The organism is Desertivibrio insolitus (assembly GCF_017355965.1).
GTDB lineage: Bacteria > Actinomycetota > Actinomycetes > Actinomycetales > Microbacteriaceae > JAFIQW01.
In genome coordinates, this window is record NZ_JAFIQW010000007.1 from 60066 (window position 1) to 76993 (window position 16928).

Sequence of the window (16928 nt, forward strand, 5' to 3'; positions counted from 1 at the left end):
CGGCGCCCGGCCGGGCGGGGTGCGCGGCCTCGTGGCATCCGCCTGCACGGTACCGGTGCTCAGCACTCCGTCGTCAAGCGCTCGTAGGATCAGGAGGTTGCCGCGTTCTCGGGGCATTCAGCATGCTCCCGGATTGCGGACAGCCCATCGGGGGAACATGTAGAGCAGACGCTCGAACACCAGACTCTCGACAGGAGACCCGTTGAACGGAAACGCGACGACGACGCACCGCAACGTCGCGCTACTCGCAGTCAAGACGACGATCGCGCCGATCGTGACGACCTCCGAGGCGATCGAGCGTCAGCTCGCCCCGGTGCTCAAGCGTCTCAAGCTGCCGACCGGGCTGCTGCAGCGCGTCGCCGGGGTGCACGAACGCCGCAACTGGGGCAGCGAGCTCGCGTTCGACAGCGCCGCCGTCGCCGCGGGTCGCGCCGCGCTCGACGAGGCGGGCATCGAGGCCAAGGACATCGGGCTGCTCATCAACACGTCCGTCACGCGGCCGCATCTCGAGCCGAGCGTCGCCGTGCGGATGCACCACGGACTCGGTCTGCCCTCGAGCGCCATCAACTTCGACATCGCCAACGCGTGCCTCGGCTTCGTCAACGGCATGACCCTCGCCGCGCAGCTGATCGACTCCGGGCAGATCAAGTACGCGATGATCATCGACGGCGAGGACGCCGACGAGGTGCAGATCAACACGATCGAGCGCCTGCAGCGCGAGGGCATCAAGCGCAAGGACTTCATGAGCGAGTTCGCGAGCCTGACCCTCGGGTCGGGCGCCGCCGCCGCGATCCTCGGTCCCGCCGACGAGCACCCCGGCGGGCACCGCCTCGTCGGTGGCATCACGCGCGCGGCGACCCAGTTCAACGACCTGTGCGTCGGCAGCGTCGACGGCATGTTCACCGACGCGAAGGCGCTGCTCAAGGGCGGCATGGACCTCGTCGTCTCCGCGTGGAAGGAGGCGAAGAAGCACTGGAGCTGGGACTCGATGGACCGCTACATCCTCCACCAGGTCTCCGACGTGCACACCGACTCCATCGTCAAGGCCGCCGGCCTCGACCGCTCGCGCATCCCGCTGACCTACCCCAAGTACGGCAACGTCGGCCCCGCGTCGATCCCGATCACCCTCGCCGAGGAGCAGCACAAGCTCAAGCGCGGCGACCGGGTGCTGCTGATGGGCGTCGGCAGCGGGCTGAACACCTCGATGCTGGAGCTCGCCTGGTGAGTCGCCGGCTCCCGGCGACCCCCCGCTCCGCTGCCACCGTCCCGCCGCCCGGCCTGCCCGGGCTCGACCCGCGGTTCTCCCGGCTCGTCGACGACGGCGAGGCGACGTGGCACGTGCTCGACACGGGCGCGGTGCTCGCGGAGCACGGCGTGGAGCCGGTCGGCACCGTCCTGTGCGTGCACGGCAACCCCACCTGGTCGTACCTCTGGCGGCGCTTCGCCGAGCAGGCGACGGATGCGGCGCTGCGGGGCGGCCCCGCCTGGCGCGTCGTCGCCGTCGACCAGCTCGAGATGGGCTTCTCGGAGCGGACGGGGGAGCGGCGGCCGCTCGCACGCCGCGTCGCCGACCTCGGCCGGCTCACCGACGCCCTGGGGCTCGCCGGCCCCGTCGTCACGTTCGGCCACGACTGGGGCGGCGTGGTGTCGCTCGGCTGGGCCGTCGACCACCCCGAGCTGCTCGCCGGCGTCATGCTGCTCAACACGGCGATCCACCAGCCCGAGGGCGTGCCGATCCCGGCGCCGCTGCGGCTCGCGCTCGCGCCCGGCGTGCTGCCGAGGGGCACCGTCGCGACCCCGGCGTTCCTCGAGACGACGCTCGCGCTCGCGTCGCCGCCGCTGCCGACCGACGTGCGGAACGCCTACCGCGCCCCGTACCGCGGCTCCGACCGCCGCGGCGGCATCGGTGCGTTCGTGGCGGACATCCCCGTCGGCCCCGAGCACGAGAGCTTCGCCGAGCTCGAGCGGATCGCCGCCGGCGTCCGCGCGCTGGACGTGCCCGCCCTCTTCGTCTGGGGTCCCCGCGACCCGATCTTCAGCGACCGCTACCTCGACGACCTGATCGACCGGATGCCGCACGCCGACGTGCACCGCTTCGAAGGAGCCGGTCACCTCGTGGCCGAGGACGCCGACTATGCCGGGGTCGCGCTCGCGTGGCTCGACGAACGGCTACCGGACGGAGCGCTCTCCGAGGCTGCGTCCGGCGCCTCGCATCGTGGGGCGCCGGGCATCGATCGGGCAGAGGATCCCTCGCACGTTCGCCGCCCCCTCTGGCATCACCTCGACGAGCGCGCGGACTCCGACGAGCTCGCCCTCGCCGAGCTCGCCCCGCCGACCGGGCCCGCGCCGCGGCGCATCAGCTGGCGGCTGCTGTCGCGGCGCGTGCACGAGCTCGCCGCCGGGCTCGTCGCCGCGGGCGTCCGTCCCGGTGACCGCGTGTCGCTGCTCGTGCCGCCGGGCGCCGACCTCACCGCGGCGCTCTACGCGTGCCTCCGCATCGGCGCGGTCGTCGTCGTCGCCGACGCCGGTCTCGGCGTGCAGGGCCTCACCCGCGCGGTCCGTGGCGCGTACCCCCATCACGTCCTCGGCGCCGTGCCCGGGCTCACCGCCGCCCGCGCGCTCGGCTGGCCGGGCCGGCGGATCTCGACGGCGACGCTTCCTGCCGCGAGCCGTCGCCTGCTCGGCGTCGACCACTCCTTCGGCGAGCTCGTCGCGCTCGGGCGCGGCAGGGAGCTGCCGCCGGAGCCGGCTGCCGGCGCTCTCGCCGCCGTCCTCTTCACCTCGGGCTCGACCGGTCCCGCGAAGGGCGTGCGCTACACGCACGCGCAGCTCGAGGGCGTGCGCGACGTGCTCGCCGCCCAGTACGGCATCGGCCCGGGCACCGGGCTCGTCGCGGGCTTCGCCCCGTTCGCACTGCTCGGCCCCGCCCTCGGCGCCCGCTCGGCCGCCCCCGACATGGACGTCACCGCGCCCGCGACCCTCACCGCCAGGGCCGTCGCGGCCGCCGCGCGAGAGGTGGACGCGACCGCGCTGTTCCTCTCTCCGGCGGCCGTCGCCAACGTGCTCGCGACCGAGCAGGCGCTCGGCGCCGACGAGCGGGCCGCGCTCGGCGGCATCCGTCTCATGCTCTCGGCCGGCGCGCCGCTGTCGCCCACCCTGCTCGAGGGCGCGGCCGGCCTTCTGCCGAACGCGAGCGTGCACACCCCCTACGGCATGACCGAGGGGCTGCTCATGACGGATGTCTCGCTCGAGACCATCCGCGACGCCGCGACCTCCGGCGAGGAGGGCGTCTGCGTCGGCACCCCCGCCGCGAACGTGCAGGTGCGCATCAGCGCGCTCGACGACGACGGGCGCGCCGTCGGCGAGCTGTCCGACCGGCCGCACGTCACGGGCGAGATCGTCGTCTCGGCCCCGCACGTGAAGTCCGGCTACGACCGGCTCTGGTTCACCGACCGCGCCGCCGTCGCCGGCACCCCCGACGACGAGCGCTGGCACCGCACTAGCGACGTCGGCCACTTCGACGCCGAGGGCCGACTGTGGGTCGAGGGACGCCTGCCGCACGTCGTCGTCACCGCGCACGGCGTCGTCACCCCGGTCGGGGTCGAGCAACGCGTCGAGACGGTGCCCGACGTGCGCCGGGCCGCCCTCGCGGCCGTCGGCCCGCGGGGCACTCAGCACTGCGTCGTCGTGCTGGAGACGGTCGCCGGGGTCTCCCAGCCCCGGCTCGCCCCGGCCGACCTCGCCTCGGCGGTGCGGACGGCGGCGGGCCTGCCGGTCGCGGCTGTGCTCGTCGTGCCGGCCCTGCCCACCGACATCCGGCACAACTCGAAGATCGACCGCACCCGGCTCTCGCGCTGGGCGGAGGACGTGCTCGCCGGCGGACGGATGACGGCACCGTGAGGGTGCTCGTCACCGGGGCCAGCGGACTGCTCGGCGGCGCCGTCGCCGCCGAGATCGCCCGCCGCGGCCACGAGGTGACGACGTTCCAGCGCCGTCCCTCCGGCGTCGCGGGCGTCGCCGACCTGCTCGGCAGCGTCACGGAGCCCGGCGACGTCGCGCGCGCGGTGGCCGGTCAGGACGCCATCGTGCACCTCGCCGCGAAGGTCTCCCTCGCCGGCGACCCCGCCGACTTCACCCTCGTCAACGTCGGCGGCACCTACGCCCTCCTGCAGGCCGCCAAGGCGGCGGGCGTCGGGCGGTTCGTCTTCGTCTCCTCGCCGTCGGTCGCGCACACCGGCGACTCGATCATCGGCGACGACGCCACCCCCGCCGACCCGGCGCACGCACGCGGCGACTACGCGCGCACGAAGGCCGAGGCGGAACTGCTGGCCCTCGCCGCCGACGACGAACGGATGCCCGTGGTCGCCGTGCGCCCGCACCTCGTGTGGGGCCCCGGCGACACGCAGCTCGTGGCGCGGATCGTCGACCGCGCCCGCTCCGGGCGCCTGCCGCTCCTCGGTCACGGCGCCGCGCTCATCGACACGATCTACCTCGACAACGCCGCGACGGGGATCGCCGCCGCGCTCGACCGGGCCCCGGAGGTGCACGGCAAGGCGTACGTGCTGACGAACGGCGAGCCGCGCCCCGTCGCCGAGCTGATCGGCGGCATCTGCCGAGCCGCGGGCGTCGCCCCGCCGGAGTGGCGGGTGCCCGCCGGGGTCGCTCGCACGGCCGGTGCCGCCGTGGAGGCGGTCTGGCGCGTCGCACCCGGCGAGGACGAGCCCCCGATGACCCGGTTCCTCGCCGAGCAGCTCTCCACCGCGCACTGGTTCGACCAGCGCCGCACGCGCGCCGAGCTCGAGTGGCAGCCGGAGGTCAGCCTCGACGAGGGGCTACGACGGCTGGCGGAGTGGTACTCGTCGGCGCCCGGCGGATCGCGAGACTGAGCACCGCCGCGACGACGCAGAGACCCGCCGCACCGAACCAGGCGAGCGTGTACTCCCCGGTCGCGTCGCGCACGAAGCCCGCGACCGAGGCAGCCAGCGCGGCGCCGAACTGGTGCGACGCGAACACCCAGCCGAAGACGACGGGCCCGTCCATGCCGAACAGCTCGCGGCACAGCGCGACCGTCGGCGGCACCGTCGCCACCCAGTCGAGGCCGTAGACCACGACGAACACGAGCATCGGCGGCTCGACGGTGGCACCGAGCAGGAACGGCAGCACGAGCAGGCCGAGACCGCGGCCGGCGTAGTAGATGCCGAGCAGCACGCGGGGGTTGTAGCGGTCGGTCAGCCAGCCGGAGGCGATCGTGCCGACCACGTCGAAGATGCCGACGACGGCGAGCAGCCCCGCCGCGGTCGTCTCGGCCATGCCGTGATCGTGGGCGCTCGGGATGAAGTGCGTGCCGACCAGGCCGTTCGTCGTCGCGCCGCAGATCGCGAAGCCCGCCGCGAGCGCCCAGAACGTCGGTCGCCGGGACGCGCGGGCGAGCGTCGACAGGGCGATCCGGGCGGCGTTGCCCGTCTGCCGCGGCGGGGGAGTCCACCCCTCCGGCGCGCCGAACGGGGTGACCTGCAGGTCCTCGGGGCGGTTGCGGATGAAGACGAGCACGAGCGGCACGACCGCGAGGGCCGCCGCCGCGACGAGCAGCGTCGCCTCGCGCCATCCGTTGGTCTCGACGAGGGCCGCGATGAGCGGGAGGAAGACGAGCTGTCCGGTCGCGCCGCCCGCCGTGAGCACGCCCACGACGAGCCCGCGCCGCTCCACGAACCAGCGGTCGGCGACGGTCGCGGCGAAGACGAGCGCCATCGAGCCCGTGCCGAGCCCGATCAGCACGCCCCACGTGGCGACGAGCATCCACGGGGCCGTCGCGAAGACGCTGAGGCCCGCGCCCGCCGAGACGAGCACGAGGGCGCCGGTCGTGATCGCCCGCATGCCGAACCGGTTCATCAGCGCCGCGGCGAACGGCGCGGTGAGGCCGTAGAGCAGCAGGTTCACGGTGACGGCCGAGGAGATCTCGGTGCGGGACCACCCGAACTCGCCCTCGAGCGGCAGCATCAGCGCGCTCGGGGCGGCACGGAACCCGGCCGCCGCGACGAGCGCGACGAAGGCGACGGCGGCGACGATCCAGCCGGGGTGCAGGCGGCGCCGGGGCGGGGTCGGGGTGCGGACCGCATCGCGCGAACTCGTGCTCACGACGAGGAAGGCTAGCGACGATCGGGCCCGAGCGACCGGTCCGCATGCCGGGCGGTGGCTCCCTCGGCAGGAACTCGTCGGAACTCGGCCGTATTCTCACGGGATGACCTCCCGCGATCCCCGCCACGACGCCCTGCTCTCGACCGTTCCGCTGCGGCTCGGCGCGGACATCGCCGTCGAGCCCGTCGGGTACGAGATCGCCGGCGAGCCGTTCGAGGGGGTGCTCGCCGCCGACCGCTCGACCGACGAGCGGCGGCCGGGCGTGCTCCTCGTGCACGACTGGACGGGCGTCGGCGAGTACGTCGCGACCCGCGCCGAGATGTTCGCCCGCCTGGGCTTGGTCGCCTTCGCCTGCGACGTGTACGGCGCCGGCATCCGGCCGCAGGGGGATGCGGCCGCGCAGGAGGCGGGCCGGTACTACGGCGATCTACCGCTGCTGAGGGCCCGGGTGCGCGCGGGCCTCGACCGGCTGCTCGCCGACCGGCGGGTCGACCCCGAGCGCGTCGTCGTGCTCGGCTACTGCTTCGGCGGCACGGCCGCGATCGAGCTCGCCCGCAGCGGGGCGGCGCTCCGCGGCGCGATCTCGATCCACGGCTCGCTCGTGACGCACGAGGCCGGCGACAGCGGAGACATCCGCTGCCCGCTGCTGATCCTCACCGGCGGCGCCGACCCGGTCGTGCCCGACGAGCGCGTCGCGGCGTTCCAGGACGAACTGCGAGCGACGGATGCCTCGTGGGAGGTCGTCACGTACTCCGGCGCGCCCCACGCGTTCACGCTGCCGACGCTGCCCGTGTACCGCGAGCTCGCCGACCGGCGGGCCTGGCGGCGCATCGTCGATTTCCTCGACGAGGTGTTCGCCGACTAGCTGCCGGTCTCGCTGTGCGGGGCGCCGACGTCCTTCGACTCGGGGGAGCCCCGCTGGCGCAGGTAGATCGCGAGCACCGACATGCTGCCGACGGCGAGCAGCTCCGACTGCCAGTTCTGGAACGTGCGGTTCCAGAAGTCGGCGGACGCGAGGTACTCGAGCCACGACTGGGGGCGCTGCAGCGAGGCGAGCTGTTCGGCGTTGAACGCGGCGTTGCCGGTGACGGACTGCACGAACCACGACAGGAAGAAGATGCCGCCCATCACGAGCACGAGCGAATTCGAGTAGAGCCTCAGTCGCCAGCCGCCGGCGTGCACCGGCCCCGGCGAGTCGACCTCGGCGAACCGGCCGAGGCGCTCGTCCTCGTCGCTGCCGACGCCGACGTGCTCGACCTTCTTCGAGTCCGGCGACCCGCGCTGCACGAGCCAGACGAGAGCTGCGATGTAGAGCGAGAACTGCAGGTACTCCGACTGCCAGTTCTCGCTGACGTCGACCGCGAAGCTCGCACTGGTCAGGTAGTCGAAGTAGCCGATCTCGCCGAGGTGGTCCGAGATCTGCTGCTGGTTGAAGGCGGCCCAGCCGGCGAAGGACTGGGCGACGAGCACGACGAGGAAGGCCAGGCCGAAGCCGAGCCCGATGCCGTTGTCACGCAGGAAACGCTTCATCGCCCGAGCAGCCCGATCGCGAGGAAGTACACCAGACCGCCGAGGATCACGGTCAGGTAGGTCACGAACAGCGCGCGCACGTCAGCTCCCGTCCACGATGCACTCGAACGGGGCCTCGACGACGGCCTCGACGCAGCCGGCCGCGCGGACGAGCCAGGACTCGCCGTCGCGGGTCAGGAACAGCGCCGCCTCGGTCGACTCGGCGAAGGCCTCGCCGCCCCACGCCTCGGCGGCGGAGGGCGTGGAGGTCGGCAGATCGAGGGTGACGACGCCCGCGGCGCAGGGCGAGCCGGTCTGCTCCTCCACGTCGGCGGCGGCGCGCTGGGTCAGCAGGGCGCAGGCGTCGGCGCCGTCGCCCGAGGCGACCGCGTCGGTGAACTCCGTCGCGATCGACAGGGGCGGGGTGCCGGATGCCGCGCAGCCGCCGAGCAGCAGCGGCAGCGCGAGCGCCGCGGCCGCGGAGCGGGGGAGCGAGGACCTGACCATCACTCCGATCGTATGGCCCGGAAGCGACGAGTCCTCGCGTTCGCAAGGGGCTAGACGAGACGCTCCGCGAATGAGCGCAGCAGCGCGGCGCCCGCCTCGTCGTGGATGAGGTCGCCCTCCGTCAGCACCGGATAGGGCTTGTCGAGCACGCCGTCGGCCGGACGCACGTCGACGTGGGCGACGTCGTACCCGTCTGCGTGCAGCGCGTCGGCCATCTTGTAGTCGCTCCGGGAGTCGCCGACGCTCCGCCACGTGCGGGGTAGGGCGCCCGTCCGCTCGAAGTGCTGCAGCGCGCGCCGCGCGGCGTGGTCCTTGTCGAGCCGCACGCTCTCGATGTCGGTCGAGATGATCGTCGGGTCGATGCGGAAGGGCACGGCGCCCGAGGCATCCGTCACCTGCCGCTCCCGGTAGCGCATGCCGAGTCCGTGCCGGGCGGCCAGCCCGAAGGCCTCCTCCTCGAAGCGCTGCTGGGCCTCCGGGTAGCGCTCGGCGGGCAGCGAGGTCTGCTGCTCGACCGAGACCATGGCGCGCTTGGTCTCGTCGTAGAACATCGCCTCGGCGTAGCGCTCGGCCACGATCGCGCGCACGTCGTCGGCGAACGCGGCCGGCAGGGCGACGCTGTCGTCGATCTCGATCTCGCCGAGCCCGTCGGGCAGGACCTCGGCCCAGACCGCGCCCTTCTCGAACACGGCGAACATCCTCGCCCCCGGCGTGCGCAGGGCGTCGCCGAGCCCGCGCTCGAGCAGCGGGGTCACGACGCTCTCGCGTACGAACCCGTCGGAGCGTCCGGTGATGAACGCGACGGGCACCCCGGCCGCGGTCAGGGCGACGAGGTCGTCGAGGATCGAGGGGATGCGGATGGTGCGCGTGGCCGGACTCGCAATGGGTCCGTCGACGTCGAGTAGCAGGCCGAGATCGAGCATCCTTCGATTCTGCCGTGTATGCCGGTGGCCCCCTTCCCGAGCCGGGTACGGAGTACTCGACTGGGACTGAAGCACCCCAACGGAAGGAGACGCACGTGACTCAACCGCCTCAGCAGCAGCAGGTGCCCGGCACGGACGAGGAGATGACCCCGAAGCCCGACTACGGAGAGACGTCCTACAAGGGCTCCGGCAAGCTCGAGGGCAAGGTCGCCGTCATCACCGGCGGTGACAGCGGCATCGGCAAGGCCGTCGCGCTCGCCTTCGCCCGCGAGGGCGCCGATCTCGTGATCAGCTACCTGGACGAGCACGAGGACGCCGAGGAGCTCAAGGGCTGGGTCGAGAAGGAGGGGCGCCGCATCGTGCTCGTGCCCGGCGACATCTCGAAGCCGGAGCAGTGCCGCCGAATCATCCAGAAGACGATCGACGAGTTCGGCAAGCTCGACGTGCTCGTCTCGAACGCCGCGTTCCAGATGAACCACGAGACGATCGAGGAGATCCCCGACGAGGAGTGGGACTACACCCTCGCCACCAACCTGAGCGCGTACTTCCACCTCGTCAAGGCCGCCGCGCCGCACCTCAAGGCCGGCGCGTCGATTATCGGCTCGAGCTCGGTCAACTCCGACAACCCGTCGCCGACCCTGATGCCCTACGCCGCGACGAAGGCCGCGATCGCCAACATGTCGGCGTCGCTCGCCCAGCTGCTCGGACCCAAGGGCATCCGCGTGAACAGCGTCGCCCCCGGACCCGTCTGGACGCCGCTGATCCCCGCGACGATGCCGGAGGAGAAGGTCGAGTCGTTCGGCCAGGACGTCCCCCTCGGTCGTCCCGCGCAGCCGGTCGAGCTCGCGCCCGTCTACGTGCTGCTCGCCTCGGACGAGGGCAGCTACGTCTCGGGCGCCCGCATCGCGGTGACGGGCGGTCGGCCGATCCTCTGATCCGGCCGACGCACTGATCGGGTCGATCCTTCGATCGGCCCATCTTCCGAACCGGGCGAGGGGCGGATGCCACGAGCATCCGCCCCTTCCGCCTCTCCCACCCCACGGTCCCTCAGGAGCACCCATGACGAACGCAGCGGCTGCGGCCAAGAACCCGGCCCTCGAGAAACTCGCCCGTGTCGGCCACGCCATGAACGGCGTGCTGCACATCCTGATCGGCGTGCTCGCGATCTTCGTCGCGCTCGGCAGCGGTCAGGCGAGCGCCGACCAGTCGGGCGCGCTCGGCACGGTGGCATCGAACCCCGCCGGCGTCGTGCTGCTGTGGGTGATGGCGCTCGGGCTGTTCGCCCTCGCGCTCTGGCAGATCGCCTCGGCGGTGCTCGCGCGCGAGTCCGACAGCAAGGAGCGCTGGAAGACCCGGCTCAAGGAGGGCGGCAAGGCTGTCGCCTACCTCGTCGTGGGGATCACCGCGCTGCGGTTCGCGCTCGGCAGCGGCACCTCGAGCGGCGGCCAGACGCAGTCGTTCACGTCGACGCTCCTCCAGGCTCCGGGCGGCGTCGTGCTCGTGGTGCTCGTCGGGCTCGGTGTCGCCGCCGTCGGCGCGTACTTCGTCTACTCCGGGGCGACCAAGCGCTTCACGCAGGAGATCCGGGTGCCCTCCGGTGCGGCCGGGACGACGGCCGTGCGGCTCGGGGTGGTCGGCTACGTCGCGAAGGGCGTCGCCCTCGTCGTCGTCGGGCTGCTCTTCGTGTGGGCGGCGCTGACCGCCGACCCCTCGAAGGCCACGGGTCTCGACGGCGCCCTGCACGCGATCGCGTCGCTGCCGTTCGGCGTCGTGCTGCTCGTGCTCGTCGGGCTCGGCTTCATCGCCTACGGGGTCTACTGCTTCGTGCGGGCGAAGAACGCCAAGCTCTGAGGCGCTGCGGCCCCGGCCGCCCGCCCGGCTCCGGTCAGCCGGCGCTCTGCCGAAGGGCGCTCCGTCCGGCGAAGCTCCGCTTCAGCCCCGGCGGGTGCTCCGCCCGGTCAGTGCGCCGCCCGCTCAGTCCTCCGGGCCCTGCCCGGCGTCGAAGTGCTCCTGGTAGTGCGCCTCCGCCTCGTCGAGCAGCCCCTCGCTCAGCCGCGCGACCGGCTCGACGTCGGCGAGCAGCGGCTCCGAGTCCGGTCCCCGGGCGATCAGCTTGCCGCGGAGCAGCCACGCGAAGCGGTCGCCGTTCTTGTCCTTCAGCTGCTTGTACTGGCACAGCTGACGCGACAGCCAGTCCTCGCGCGGCCGCGACCACCAGCTCTCCGGATCGATCGGCACGACCGAGAGCCCGGGCAGGTCGAGCCCGCTCTCGGTGTCACGGCTGCTGTGCGACGCGTCGGCCTCCGGCCCCTCCGAATAGCGGAGGTACAGCCCCGATTCCCGTTCGGACAGCTTGGTCAGTTCGTCGAGCGAATCGATCACCGGAAGCTCGTTGCCCATACTCCGCAGGATATGAGCGCCACTCGCGTTCTGGCTGAGCGAGTGCTCGGTCAGCGCTCCACGGCGCTGCCGCGCCGGCCGGCGGGCACGGCCTGGCCCTCGTCCTGCACGCGCTCGACGAGGGCGCGCCACGGTCCGTCGAGAGAGGACTCCGGCACGGTGGCGGTGCGCTCCTGCGGCGCGCCGGGTCGCGCACCGGGTGCCGTCGTGTCCGCGAGGCTGATGCGGTAGACGAAGCCGTCGCGGGCGGAGGTGCCGGGGGCGGAGGCGCCGGGGGCGGAGGCGCCAGGGCCAGGGGAAGCAGGGCCGGAGGAATCAGGGACGGCGGAGGGTGCGGATGCCTCCCAGGGGCACGCGTCGACGAGGGGCCGCCAGCGCGCGGCATCCGCCTCGTCCCGGACCTCGACGCGCCAGCGACGGGTCAGGCCGGCGAACCCGCCCGACCGGGCGACGACGAGGACGAGCCGCGGGGCGTCGTCACTGCTGCCGCTCGACATCGATCCCGACTCCGTTCCATCCGCCGCGGACCGCGGCGACCTCCTCGGAGTCTTCACCGTACCGCTGAGCCGCGGCGTCCAGGGTGGCGGCCGCGAAGGCCGCGAAGTCGGCGGTGGGGGAGAGCTCGGCCGTGATCGTGTCGTACCAGATCTGTCCAGCACGCTCCCAGGCGAAGCCGCCGAGCGCGACCGCGGTGAGGTAGAACGCCCGGTTCGGGATGCCGGAGTTGAGGTGCACGCCGCCGTTGTCGTCGACAGTGTCGATGTAGTCGCGCATGTGGCCGGGCTGCGGGTCGCGGCCGAGGACGTCGTCGTCGTAGGCCGTGCCCGGCGCGCTCATGGAGCGGAGGGCGCGACCCTCGACCTGCGGGGTGAAGAGCCCCTCTCCGATGAGCCAAGTGGCCTGCTCGACATCCTGAGAGAAGAGGTACTGCTCGACGAGCGCGCCGAAGACGTCGCTGACCGACTCGTTGAGCGCGCCCGGCTGCCCCTGGTAGACGAGGTTCGCCGTGTACTGGGTCACCCCGTGCGCCAGCTCGTGCCCGATCACCGAGACCGAGCCGGTGAAGCGGGCGAAGATCTCGCCGTCGCCGTCACCGAAGACCATCCGGCCGCCGTCCCAGAACGCGTTGTCGTAGTTGCGCCCGTAGTGCACGGTGCCGTCGAGGCGCAGGCCGGCGTCGTCGATCGAGTTGCGGCCGTACACCTCGCTGAACAGTGCGAACGTCGAGCCGAGCCCGTCGTACGCCTCGTCGGCGGCGACGTCGCCCGTCGGCTCCTCGCCCTCGCGCCGCACGATCACACCGGGCAGCTCCTCGCGGTTCTGGGCGTCGTGGATGCGGCGGTCGGGCGCGTCGAGCATCTCGGCGACGAGCCCGTCGGTCTCGTCGACCGACAGCGACAGACGGGCCCGCGTGCGCAGGGGCGCGTCGAGCGTGAGCGCCCGCCGGGCGGCCTCGGCCGCGACGCTGAACGTCGGCGGCGCCTGCTCGGCGATCCGGGAGAGGAGGTAGGGCGGAACGATCCCTCTGCGCATGTACCCCACACTAGGTCGCGCCACCGACGTCGCCCCCTCGTCCTCCGAGGACGCGCAGGCACGGTTTGTAGACTTCGACCGTGGTCAGCGGGAACGACGAGGTCAGCTCCCGCATCTGGACCGTGCCGAACGTGCTGAGCTTCGTGCGGCTGCTGCTCGTGCCGGTGTTCCTGGTGTTCCTGCTGCGCGGCGAGGACGCCCTCGCGCTGGCGACCCTCATCTTCTCGAGCGTCACCGACTACCTCGACGGCGTCATCGCGCGGCGGTTCCACCAGATCACCCGCCTGGGACAGCTGCTCGATCCCGCCGCCGACCGGCTCTACATCTTCGCGACGCTCATCGGCCTCGCCGAGCGCGACATCGTGCCGTGGTGGATCGTCGCCGTCATCGTCGGCCGCGACCTCATGCTCGTCGTGCTCGGCGTGATCCTCGCCAACCACGGCTTCGGTCCGCTGCCCGTCCACCACCTCGGCAAGCTTGCGACGTTCTGCCTGTTCTACGCGCTGCCGATCATCATGCTGGCCCAGGCGCTCCCGGTGACCGCACCGGTCGCGGGCCCGGTGGGCTGGTCGTTCGCGATCTGGGGCGCGTTCCTGTATTGGTGGGCGGGCGTCATCTACGCGATCGAGACCGTCAGGGTCATCCGTCTACCGCGGGTGGAATCGCCCGCCGAATCGGATACGCTAAACCGCTAGCAGAGGAGGTTCCGGGATGGCGGAATTCGGGTCGCCGGGTCGGGCCGGCGGCGATCGGCCTGCGGACAACGAGACGACGGCGACGTTCAGTCACGAGTTCGCTGCGCAGCTCGCTGCGCTCGAGAACACCGCGACGACGGAGGAGCAGGAAGCCATCGGCGCGCTCCCCTCGGGCTCGGCGTTGCTCGTGGTGCGACGCGGACCGAACACCGGTGCACGGTTCCTGCTGGACGCGGATGTCACGACGGTCGGGCGCCACCCGGACGCGGACATCTTCCTCGACGACGTGACGGTCTCGCGTCGCCACGCGGAGTTCCTGCGTCACGGCACGGCCTTCCAGGTGCGCGACCTCGGCTCGCTCAATGGCACGTACTTCGACGGTGTGCGGATCGACACGGCCCTCCTCAGCGACGGCGCCGAGGTGCAGGTCGGCAAGTTCCGTCTCACGTTCTACGCGTCGCGCCTCGACCTCGCGCACGCGTCGCAGCGCTAGTGGCGGCCCGCGCGACCGCGGCCGCGCGTGAGGCCGCGAGCCCGGCGCTGCTCAGCATCGGTCAGGTGCTCGCGAAGCTCACGCCGGAGTTCCCCGACCTCAGTCCGTCGAAGCTGCGCTTCCTCGAGGAGCGTCAGCTCATCACGCCGCAGCGCACCGAGTCGGGCTACCGCAAGTTCTCCCCGAAGGACGTCGAGCGCCTGCGCCTCATCCTCGCGATGCAGCGCGACCAGTACCTCCCGCTCAAGGTCATCCGGGGCTACCTCGAGGACCTCGACGCCGGGCGTCAGCCGCAGCTGCCGGGGGCGAACCCCGCCGCCGCGTCGATCCTGTCGACCGAGCGCCGCTTCAGCCGCGAGGAACTCGTGCGCGAGGCCGGGGCCACGCCGCTGCTGCTGAACGACGCGATCAGCGCGTCGCTCATCCAGCCCGCGGAGCGCTTCCCGCAGGAGGCGCTGACGGTGCTCAAGGCTCTCGTCGAGCTGCAGCGCACCGGCATCGAGCCGCGCCACCTGCGCGGCTACCGCGCGTCGGCGGAGCGCGAGCTCAGCCTCATCGAGTCGGCGCTCATCCCCGTGCGCCGCCGCAAGGATCCGGCGAGCCGGGCCAAGGCCGCCGAGATCGCCCGCGAGATCGCGGAGCAGCTCGAGGTCGTGCGGGCGGGGATTATCCGCTCCGCGCTCGGACGCCTCGACGCGTAGACTGGCGCGAAGCGGATGCCGCGACACGCCGATTCCTCGACGCGGATGTCGTTGATCGGGTGGGGGCCCGCCGCTAGGTTTGACGCAGTTCGAACTTTCAACCGGTACTTGAGACTTTTCGAGGGTCCGGAGCAACGAGGGGTGGAAGGCAGCGCATGAGCGATCTCGGCCGCGGCGGGGAGCGATACGACCTCGGGCTGCTGTTCACCGACGGTCTGCCCGACCTCGACGTCGATGCGGGGTACCGCGGCGCCGTCGCCGCGCGTGCCGCCGGCATCAGCTACCGCCAGCTCGACTACTGGGCCCGCACGGAGCTCGTCGAGCCCACGATCCGCGGCGCCGCCGGCTCCGGCTCGCAGCGGCTCTACAGCTTCCGCGACATCCTCGTGCTGAAGCTCGTCAAGCGCCTGCTCGACACTGGCATCTCCCTGCAGCAGATCCGCACGGCGGTGAACCAGCTGCGCGAGGCCGGCGTCAACGACCTCGCTCAGACGACGCTCATGAGCGACGGCGCGAGCGTCTACCTCTGCACCTCCGACGACGAGGTCATCGATCTCGTCAGCCGCGGGCAGGGCGTCTTCGGCATCGCCGTCGGCAAGGTGCTGCGCGAGGTCGAGACGAGCCTCGTCGAGCTCGACTCCTCCCCGTCGGCCGACCCCATGGACGAGCTCGCGGCCCGCCGCGCCTCCAAGGCCTCCTGACCCCGCCGCGTCCCGCGCTCGAGCACCAGTCGGCTGTCGAGTAGCGCACGGCGCGCGCACGAGCAGCGCGAACCGACCCGCCTCGGCGGTCGAGTAGCGCGCAGCGCTATCGAGGCCCCTCGCACCGACGCGAGCGCGTCATCGCCCGTGTTCCCTCAGCAGGACAAGTGACGCGACACACCGGGGGAGCGCCCGGGCGCAGCGGCGCGTCGTCCGTTTCGTCCTGTTGAACGCTCGCGCCAGCAGACAGCGAGGCGCGACCAAGTCGCGCGCGCGTGGGTGTTCCGTCAGCAGGACAAGTGACGCGACACACCGGGAATCACCCCTGCGCAGCGGCGCGTCGGCAGCTTCGTCCTGCTGAACGCACGCGTCAGCCCACAGCAAAGCGGGCGCCGAGCCCAAGGGGTGCTCTCGCGCCCCGAGTCATCCGGCGACGAACGTCACAGGCGCGACCTACGCCGTGCGCGTCTCCGCGTACTCGCCGATGCGGGCCGTGCGCATGACGCGCTCGAGCAGCTGGTCGAAGTTGCGCGCCATCTCCTGCGCGCTCTCGCCCGGCCAGATGTGCAGCGGCTTCGCAGCGCCCTGCGCCTGCTGCAGCGACGTGCGCTCCGGCAGCTGAGGCGACAGCACGAGGGGGCCGAACATGTCGCGCAGCTCCTTGATGCGGAACTGGTGCTCGAGCGACTGCACGCGGGCGCGGTTCACGATGATGCCGAGCGGCTGCAGCCGGGGCGAGAGGCCGCGGCGGATCTCCTCGATCGCGCGCAGCGCCCGGTCGGCGGCGGCGACGGAGAACAGTCCGGGCTCGGTCACGACGGCGACGCGGTCGCTCGCGGCCCACGCCGTGCGGGTGAGCGCGTTGAGCGAGGGGGCGCAGTCGATGAGCACGAGGTCGTAGTCGGCCTCGACGTTCGCGAGGGCCTCCTCGAGCTTCCAGATGTCGCGGATCGACGGATGCGGTCCGTCGAAGTTGATGGCGGAGGGGCTGCCGATGAGGACGTCGATCTTCCCGGGACGCCCCTTGGTCCAGCCGCTCGGGACGATCGCCGAGCGGACGATCTTCTCCTTAGGCGACGCGAGCACGTCGGCGACGTTCAGGTGACCGGCGACGGTGATGTCCATGCCGGTCGAGACGTCGGCCTGCGGGTCGAGATCGACCACGAGGGTGCTGAGGCCCTTGGCGAATGCGGCGGAGGCGAGACCCAGGGTCACCGTCGTCTTGCCGACGCCTCCCTTCAGGGAGCTGACGCTGAGTACGTGCACGAGGAGACACGATACTTCACTACTCTGAGAGCACCTAAAGCCTCGGCGGCGTTCCGCGAACGTCG

Annotated in this window: 18 protein-coding genes; 10 read left to right on the forward strand and 8 right to left on the reverse strand. The window is 72.4% G+C overall.

The annotated features are described in order from the left end of the window. The first annotated feature begins 202 nt into the window (after window positions 1-202). Genes JUB10_RS14065 through JUB10_RS14075 form a run of 3 tightly spaced genes read left to right on the forward strand, consistent with a single transcriptional unit; the run spans window position 203 to window position 4886 of the window. Window positions 203-1225 (forward strand): 3-oxoacyl-ACP synthase III, encoded by a 1023-nt coding sequence (locus JUB10_RS14065; RefSeq protein ID WP_207457763.1) that lies wholly within the window; start codon window positions 203-205, stop codon window positions 1223-1225. Further along, the gene (locus JUB10_RS14070; protein WP_207457765.1) at window positions 1222-3900 is read left to right on the forward strand and encodes an alpha/beta fold hydrolase; all 2679 of its coding nucleotides are present in this window, start codon (window positions 1222-1224) and stop codon (window positions 3898-3900) included. The genes JUB10_RS14065 and JUB10_RS14070 overlap by 4 nt, the downstream gene beginning before the upstream one ends. Continuing rightward, window positions 3897-4886 carry an NAD-dependent epimerase/dehydratase family protein gene (locus JUB10_RS14075; RefSeq protein WP_207457767.1) on the forward strand — a complete coding sequence of 330 codons (990 nt, stop codon included), beginning with the start codon at window positions 3897-3899 and terminating at the stop codon, window positions 4884-4886. Before JUB10_RS14070 ends, JUB10_RS14075 begins: the two co-directional genes overlap by 4 nt. On the opposite strand, the gene JUB10_RS14080 is transcribed toward JUB10_RS14075, so the two are convergent. Next, a complete protein-coding gene (locus tag JUB10_RS14080; protein WP_207457769.1) occupies window positions 4816-6135 on the reverse strand; it encodes an MFS transporter in 1320 nt (439 codons plus the stop codon). The two genes, JUB10_RS14075 and JUB10_RS14080, sit on opposite strands and share 71 nt — an antisense overlap. A gap of 103 nt (window positions 6136-6238) precedes the next feature. Here JUB10_RS14080 and JUB10_RS14085 point away from each other — a divergent pair, with 103 nt between their 5' ends. Then, window positions 6239-7000: a dienelactone hydrolase family protein gene (locus JUB10_RS14085; protein WP_207457771.1), complete on the forward strand. Its 762-nt coding sequence runs from the start codon at window positions 6239-6241 to the stop codon at window positions 6998-7000. Here the strand turns inward: JUB10_RS14085 and JUB10_RS14090 are convergent. The 3 genes from JUB10_RS14090 to JUB10_RS14100 form a co-directional block, all read right to left on the reverse strand. Further along, window positions 6997-7665, reverse strand: coding sequence for a DUF6766 family protein (locus JUB10_RS14090; protein ID WP_207457773.1), 669 nt, complete (start codon window positions 7663-7665; stop codon window positions 6997-6999). The two genes, JUB10_RS14085 and JUB10_RS14090, sit on opposite strands and share 4 nt — an antisense overlap. 81 nt (window positions 7666-7746) lie before the next feature. Then, complete coding sequence (locus JUB10_RS14095) at window positions 7747-8151, reverse strand: hypothetical protein (protein ID WP_207457775.1); 405 nt, start codon at window positions 8149-8151, stop codon at window positions 7747-7749. 50 nt (window positions 8152-8201) lie between these two features. Then, window positions 8202-9074, reverse strand: coding sequence for a hypothetical protein (locus JUB10_RS14100; RefSeq protein WP_207457777.1), 873 nt, complete (start codon window positions 9072-9074; stop codon window positions 8202-8204). 95 nt (window positions 9075-9169) lie between these two features. Between JUB10_RS14100 and JUB10_RS14105 the strand changes: the two genes are divergently transcribed. Beyond that, window positions 9170-10009, forward strand: coding sequence for an SDR family oxidoreductase (locus JUB10_RS14105; protein WP_307859244.1), 840 nt, complete (start codon window positions 9170-9172; stop codon window positions 10007-10009). 124 nt (window positions 10010-10133) lie between these two features. After that, window positions 10134-10925 carry a DUF1206 domain-containing protein gene (locus JUB10_RS14110; protein ID WP_207457779.1) on the forward strand — a complete coding sequence of 264 codons (792 nt, stop codon included), beginning with the start codon at window positions 10134-10136 and terminating at the stop codon, window positions 10923-10925. 123 nt (window positions 10926-11048) lie between these two features. On the opposite strand, the gene JUB10_RS14115 is transcribed toward JUB10_RS14110, so the two are convergent. From JUB10_RS14115 to JUB10_RS14125, 3 genes are read right to left on the reverse strand one after another with little or no spacing between them, the layout of a single operon-like run. After that, window positions 11049-11474: a DUF6098 family protein gene (locus JUB10_RS14115; RefSeq protein WP_207457781.1), complete on the reverse strand. Its 426-nt coding sequence runs from the start codon at window positions 11472-11474 to the stop codon at window positions 11049-11051. Window positions 11475-11524: 50 nt separating this feature from the next. Next, entirely contained in the window at window positions 11525-11971 is a 447-nt protein-coding gene (locus JUB10_RS14120; protein ID WP_207457783.1) for a protealysin inhibitor emfourin, read from the reverse strand. Further along, the gene (locus JUB10_RS14125; RefSeq protein WP_207457785.1) at window positions 11952-13007 is read right to left on the reverse strand and encodes a M4 family metallopeptidase; all 1056 of its coding nucleotides are present in this window, start codon (window positions 13005-13007) and stop codon (window positions 11952-11954) included. The genes JUB10_RS14120 and JUB10_RS14125 overlap by 20 nt, the downstream gene beginning before the upstream one ends. A gap of 80 nt (window positions 13008-13087) precedes the next feature. Between JUB10_RS14125 and JUB10_RS14130 the strand changes: the two genes are divergently transcribed. The 4 genes from JUB10_RS14130 to JUB10_RS14145 all read left to right on the forward strand — a co-directional run bounded on the left by JUB10_RS14130 (window position 13088) and on the right by JUB10_RS14145 (window position 15597). After that, window positions 13088-13702 (forward strand): CDP-alcohol phosphatidyltransferase family protein, encoded by a 615-nt coding sequence (locus tag JUB10_RS14130; RefSeq protein ID WP_307859245.1) that lies wholly within the window; start codon window positions 13088-13090, stop codon window positions 13700-13702. A gap of 16 nt (window positions 13703-13718) precedes the next feature. Continuing rightward, window positions 13719-14195, forward strand: a complete 477-nt coding sequence (locus JUB10_RS14135; RefSeq protein WP_207457787.1) for an FHA domain-containing protein — start codon at window positions 13719-13721, stop codon at window positions 14193-14195. Continuing rightward, window positions 14195-14896: a transcriptional regulator FtsR gene (gene ftsR, locus JUB10_RS14140; protein WP_207457788.1), complete on the forward strand. Its 702-nt coding sequence runs from the start codon at window positions 14195-14197 to the stop codon at window positions 14894-14896. The genes JUB10_RS14135 and ftsR overlap by 1 nt, the downstream gene beginning before the upstream one ends. 155 nt (window positions 14897-15051) lie before the next feature. Further along, window positions 15052-15597: a MerR family transcriptional regulator gene (locus JUB10_RS14145; protein ID WP_207457790.1), complete on the forward strand. Its 546-nt coding sequence runs from the start codon at window positions 15052-15054 to the stop codon at window positions 15595-15597. A gap of 453 nt (window positions 15598-16050) precedes the next feature. On the opposite strand, the gene JUB10_RS14150 is transcribed toward JUB10_RS14145, so the two are convergent. Beyond that, entirely contained in the window at window positions 16051-16863 is an 813-nt protein-coding gene (locus JUB10_RS14150) for a ParA family protein (RefSeq protein ID WP_207457792.1), read from the reverse strand. Between the last annotated feature and the right edge of the window lie 65 nt (window positions 16864-16928).

Excerpts from the sequence above, each read along its gene's own strand:
- JUB10_RS14085 (WP_207457771.1), top strand. The coding sequence starts at position 6,239 with ATGACCTCCCGCGATCCCCGCCACGACGCCCTGCTCTCGACCGTTCCG.
- JUB10_RS14090 (WP_207457773.1), bottom strand. The coding sequence starts at position 7,665 with ATGAAGCGTTTCCTGCGTGACAACGGCATCGGGCTCGGCTTCGGCCTG.
- JUB10_RS14095 (WP_207457775.1), bottom strand. The coding sequence starts at position 8,151 with ATGGTCAGGTCCTCGCTCCCCCGCTCCGCGGCCGCGGCGCTCGCGCTG.
- JUB10_RS14100 (WP_207457777.1), bottom strand. The coding sequence starts at position 9,074 with ATGCTCGATCTCGGCCTGCTACTCGACGTCGACGGACCCATTGCGAGT.
- JUB10_RS14110 (WP_207457779.1), top strand. The coding sequence starts at position 10,134 with ATGACGAACGCAGCGGCTGCGGCCAAGAACCCGGCCCTCGAGAAACTC.
- JUB10_RS14115 (WP_207457781.1), bottom strand. The coding sequence starts at position 11,474 with ATGGGCAACGAGCTTCCGGTGATCGATTCGCTCGACGAACTGACCAAG.
- JUB10_RS14120 (WP_207457783.1), bottom strand. The coding sequence starts at position 11,971 with ATGTCGAGCGGCAGCAGTGACGACGCCCCGCGGCTCGTCCTCGTCGTC.
- JUB10_RS14125 (WP_207457785.1), bottom strand. The coding sequence starts at position 13,007 with ATGCGCAGAGGGATCGTTCCGCCCTACCTCCTCTCCCGGATCGCCGAG.
- JUB10_RS14135 (WP_207457787.1), top strand. The coding sequence starts at position 13,719 with ATGGCGGAATTCGGGTCGCCGGGTCGGGCCGGCGGCGATCGGCCTGCG.
- JUB10_RS14145 (WP_207457790.1), top strand. The coding sequence starts at position 15,052 with ATGAGCGATCTCGGCCGCGGCGGGGAGCGATACGACCTCGGGCTGCTG.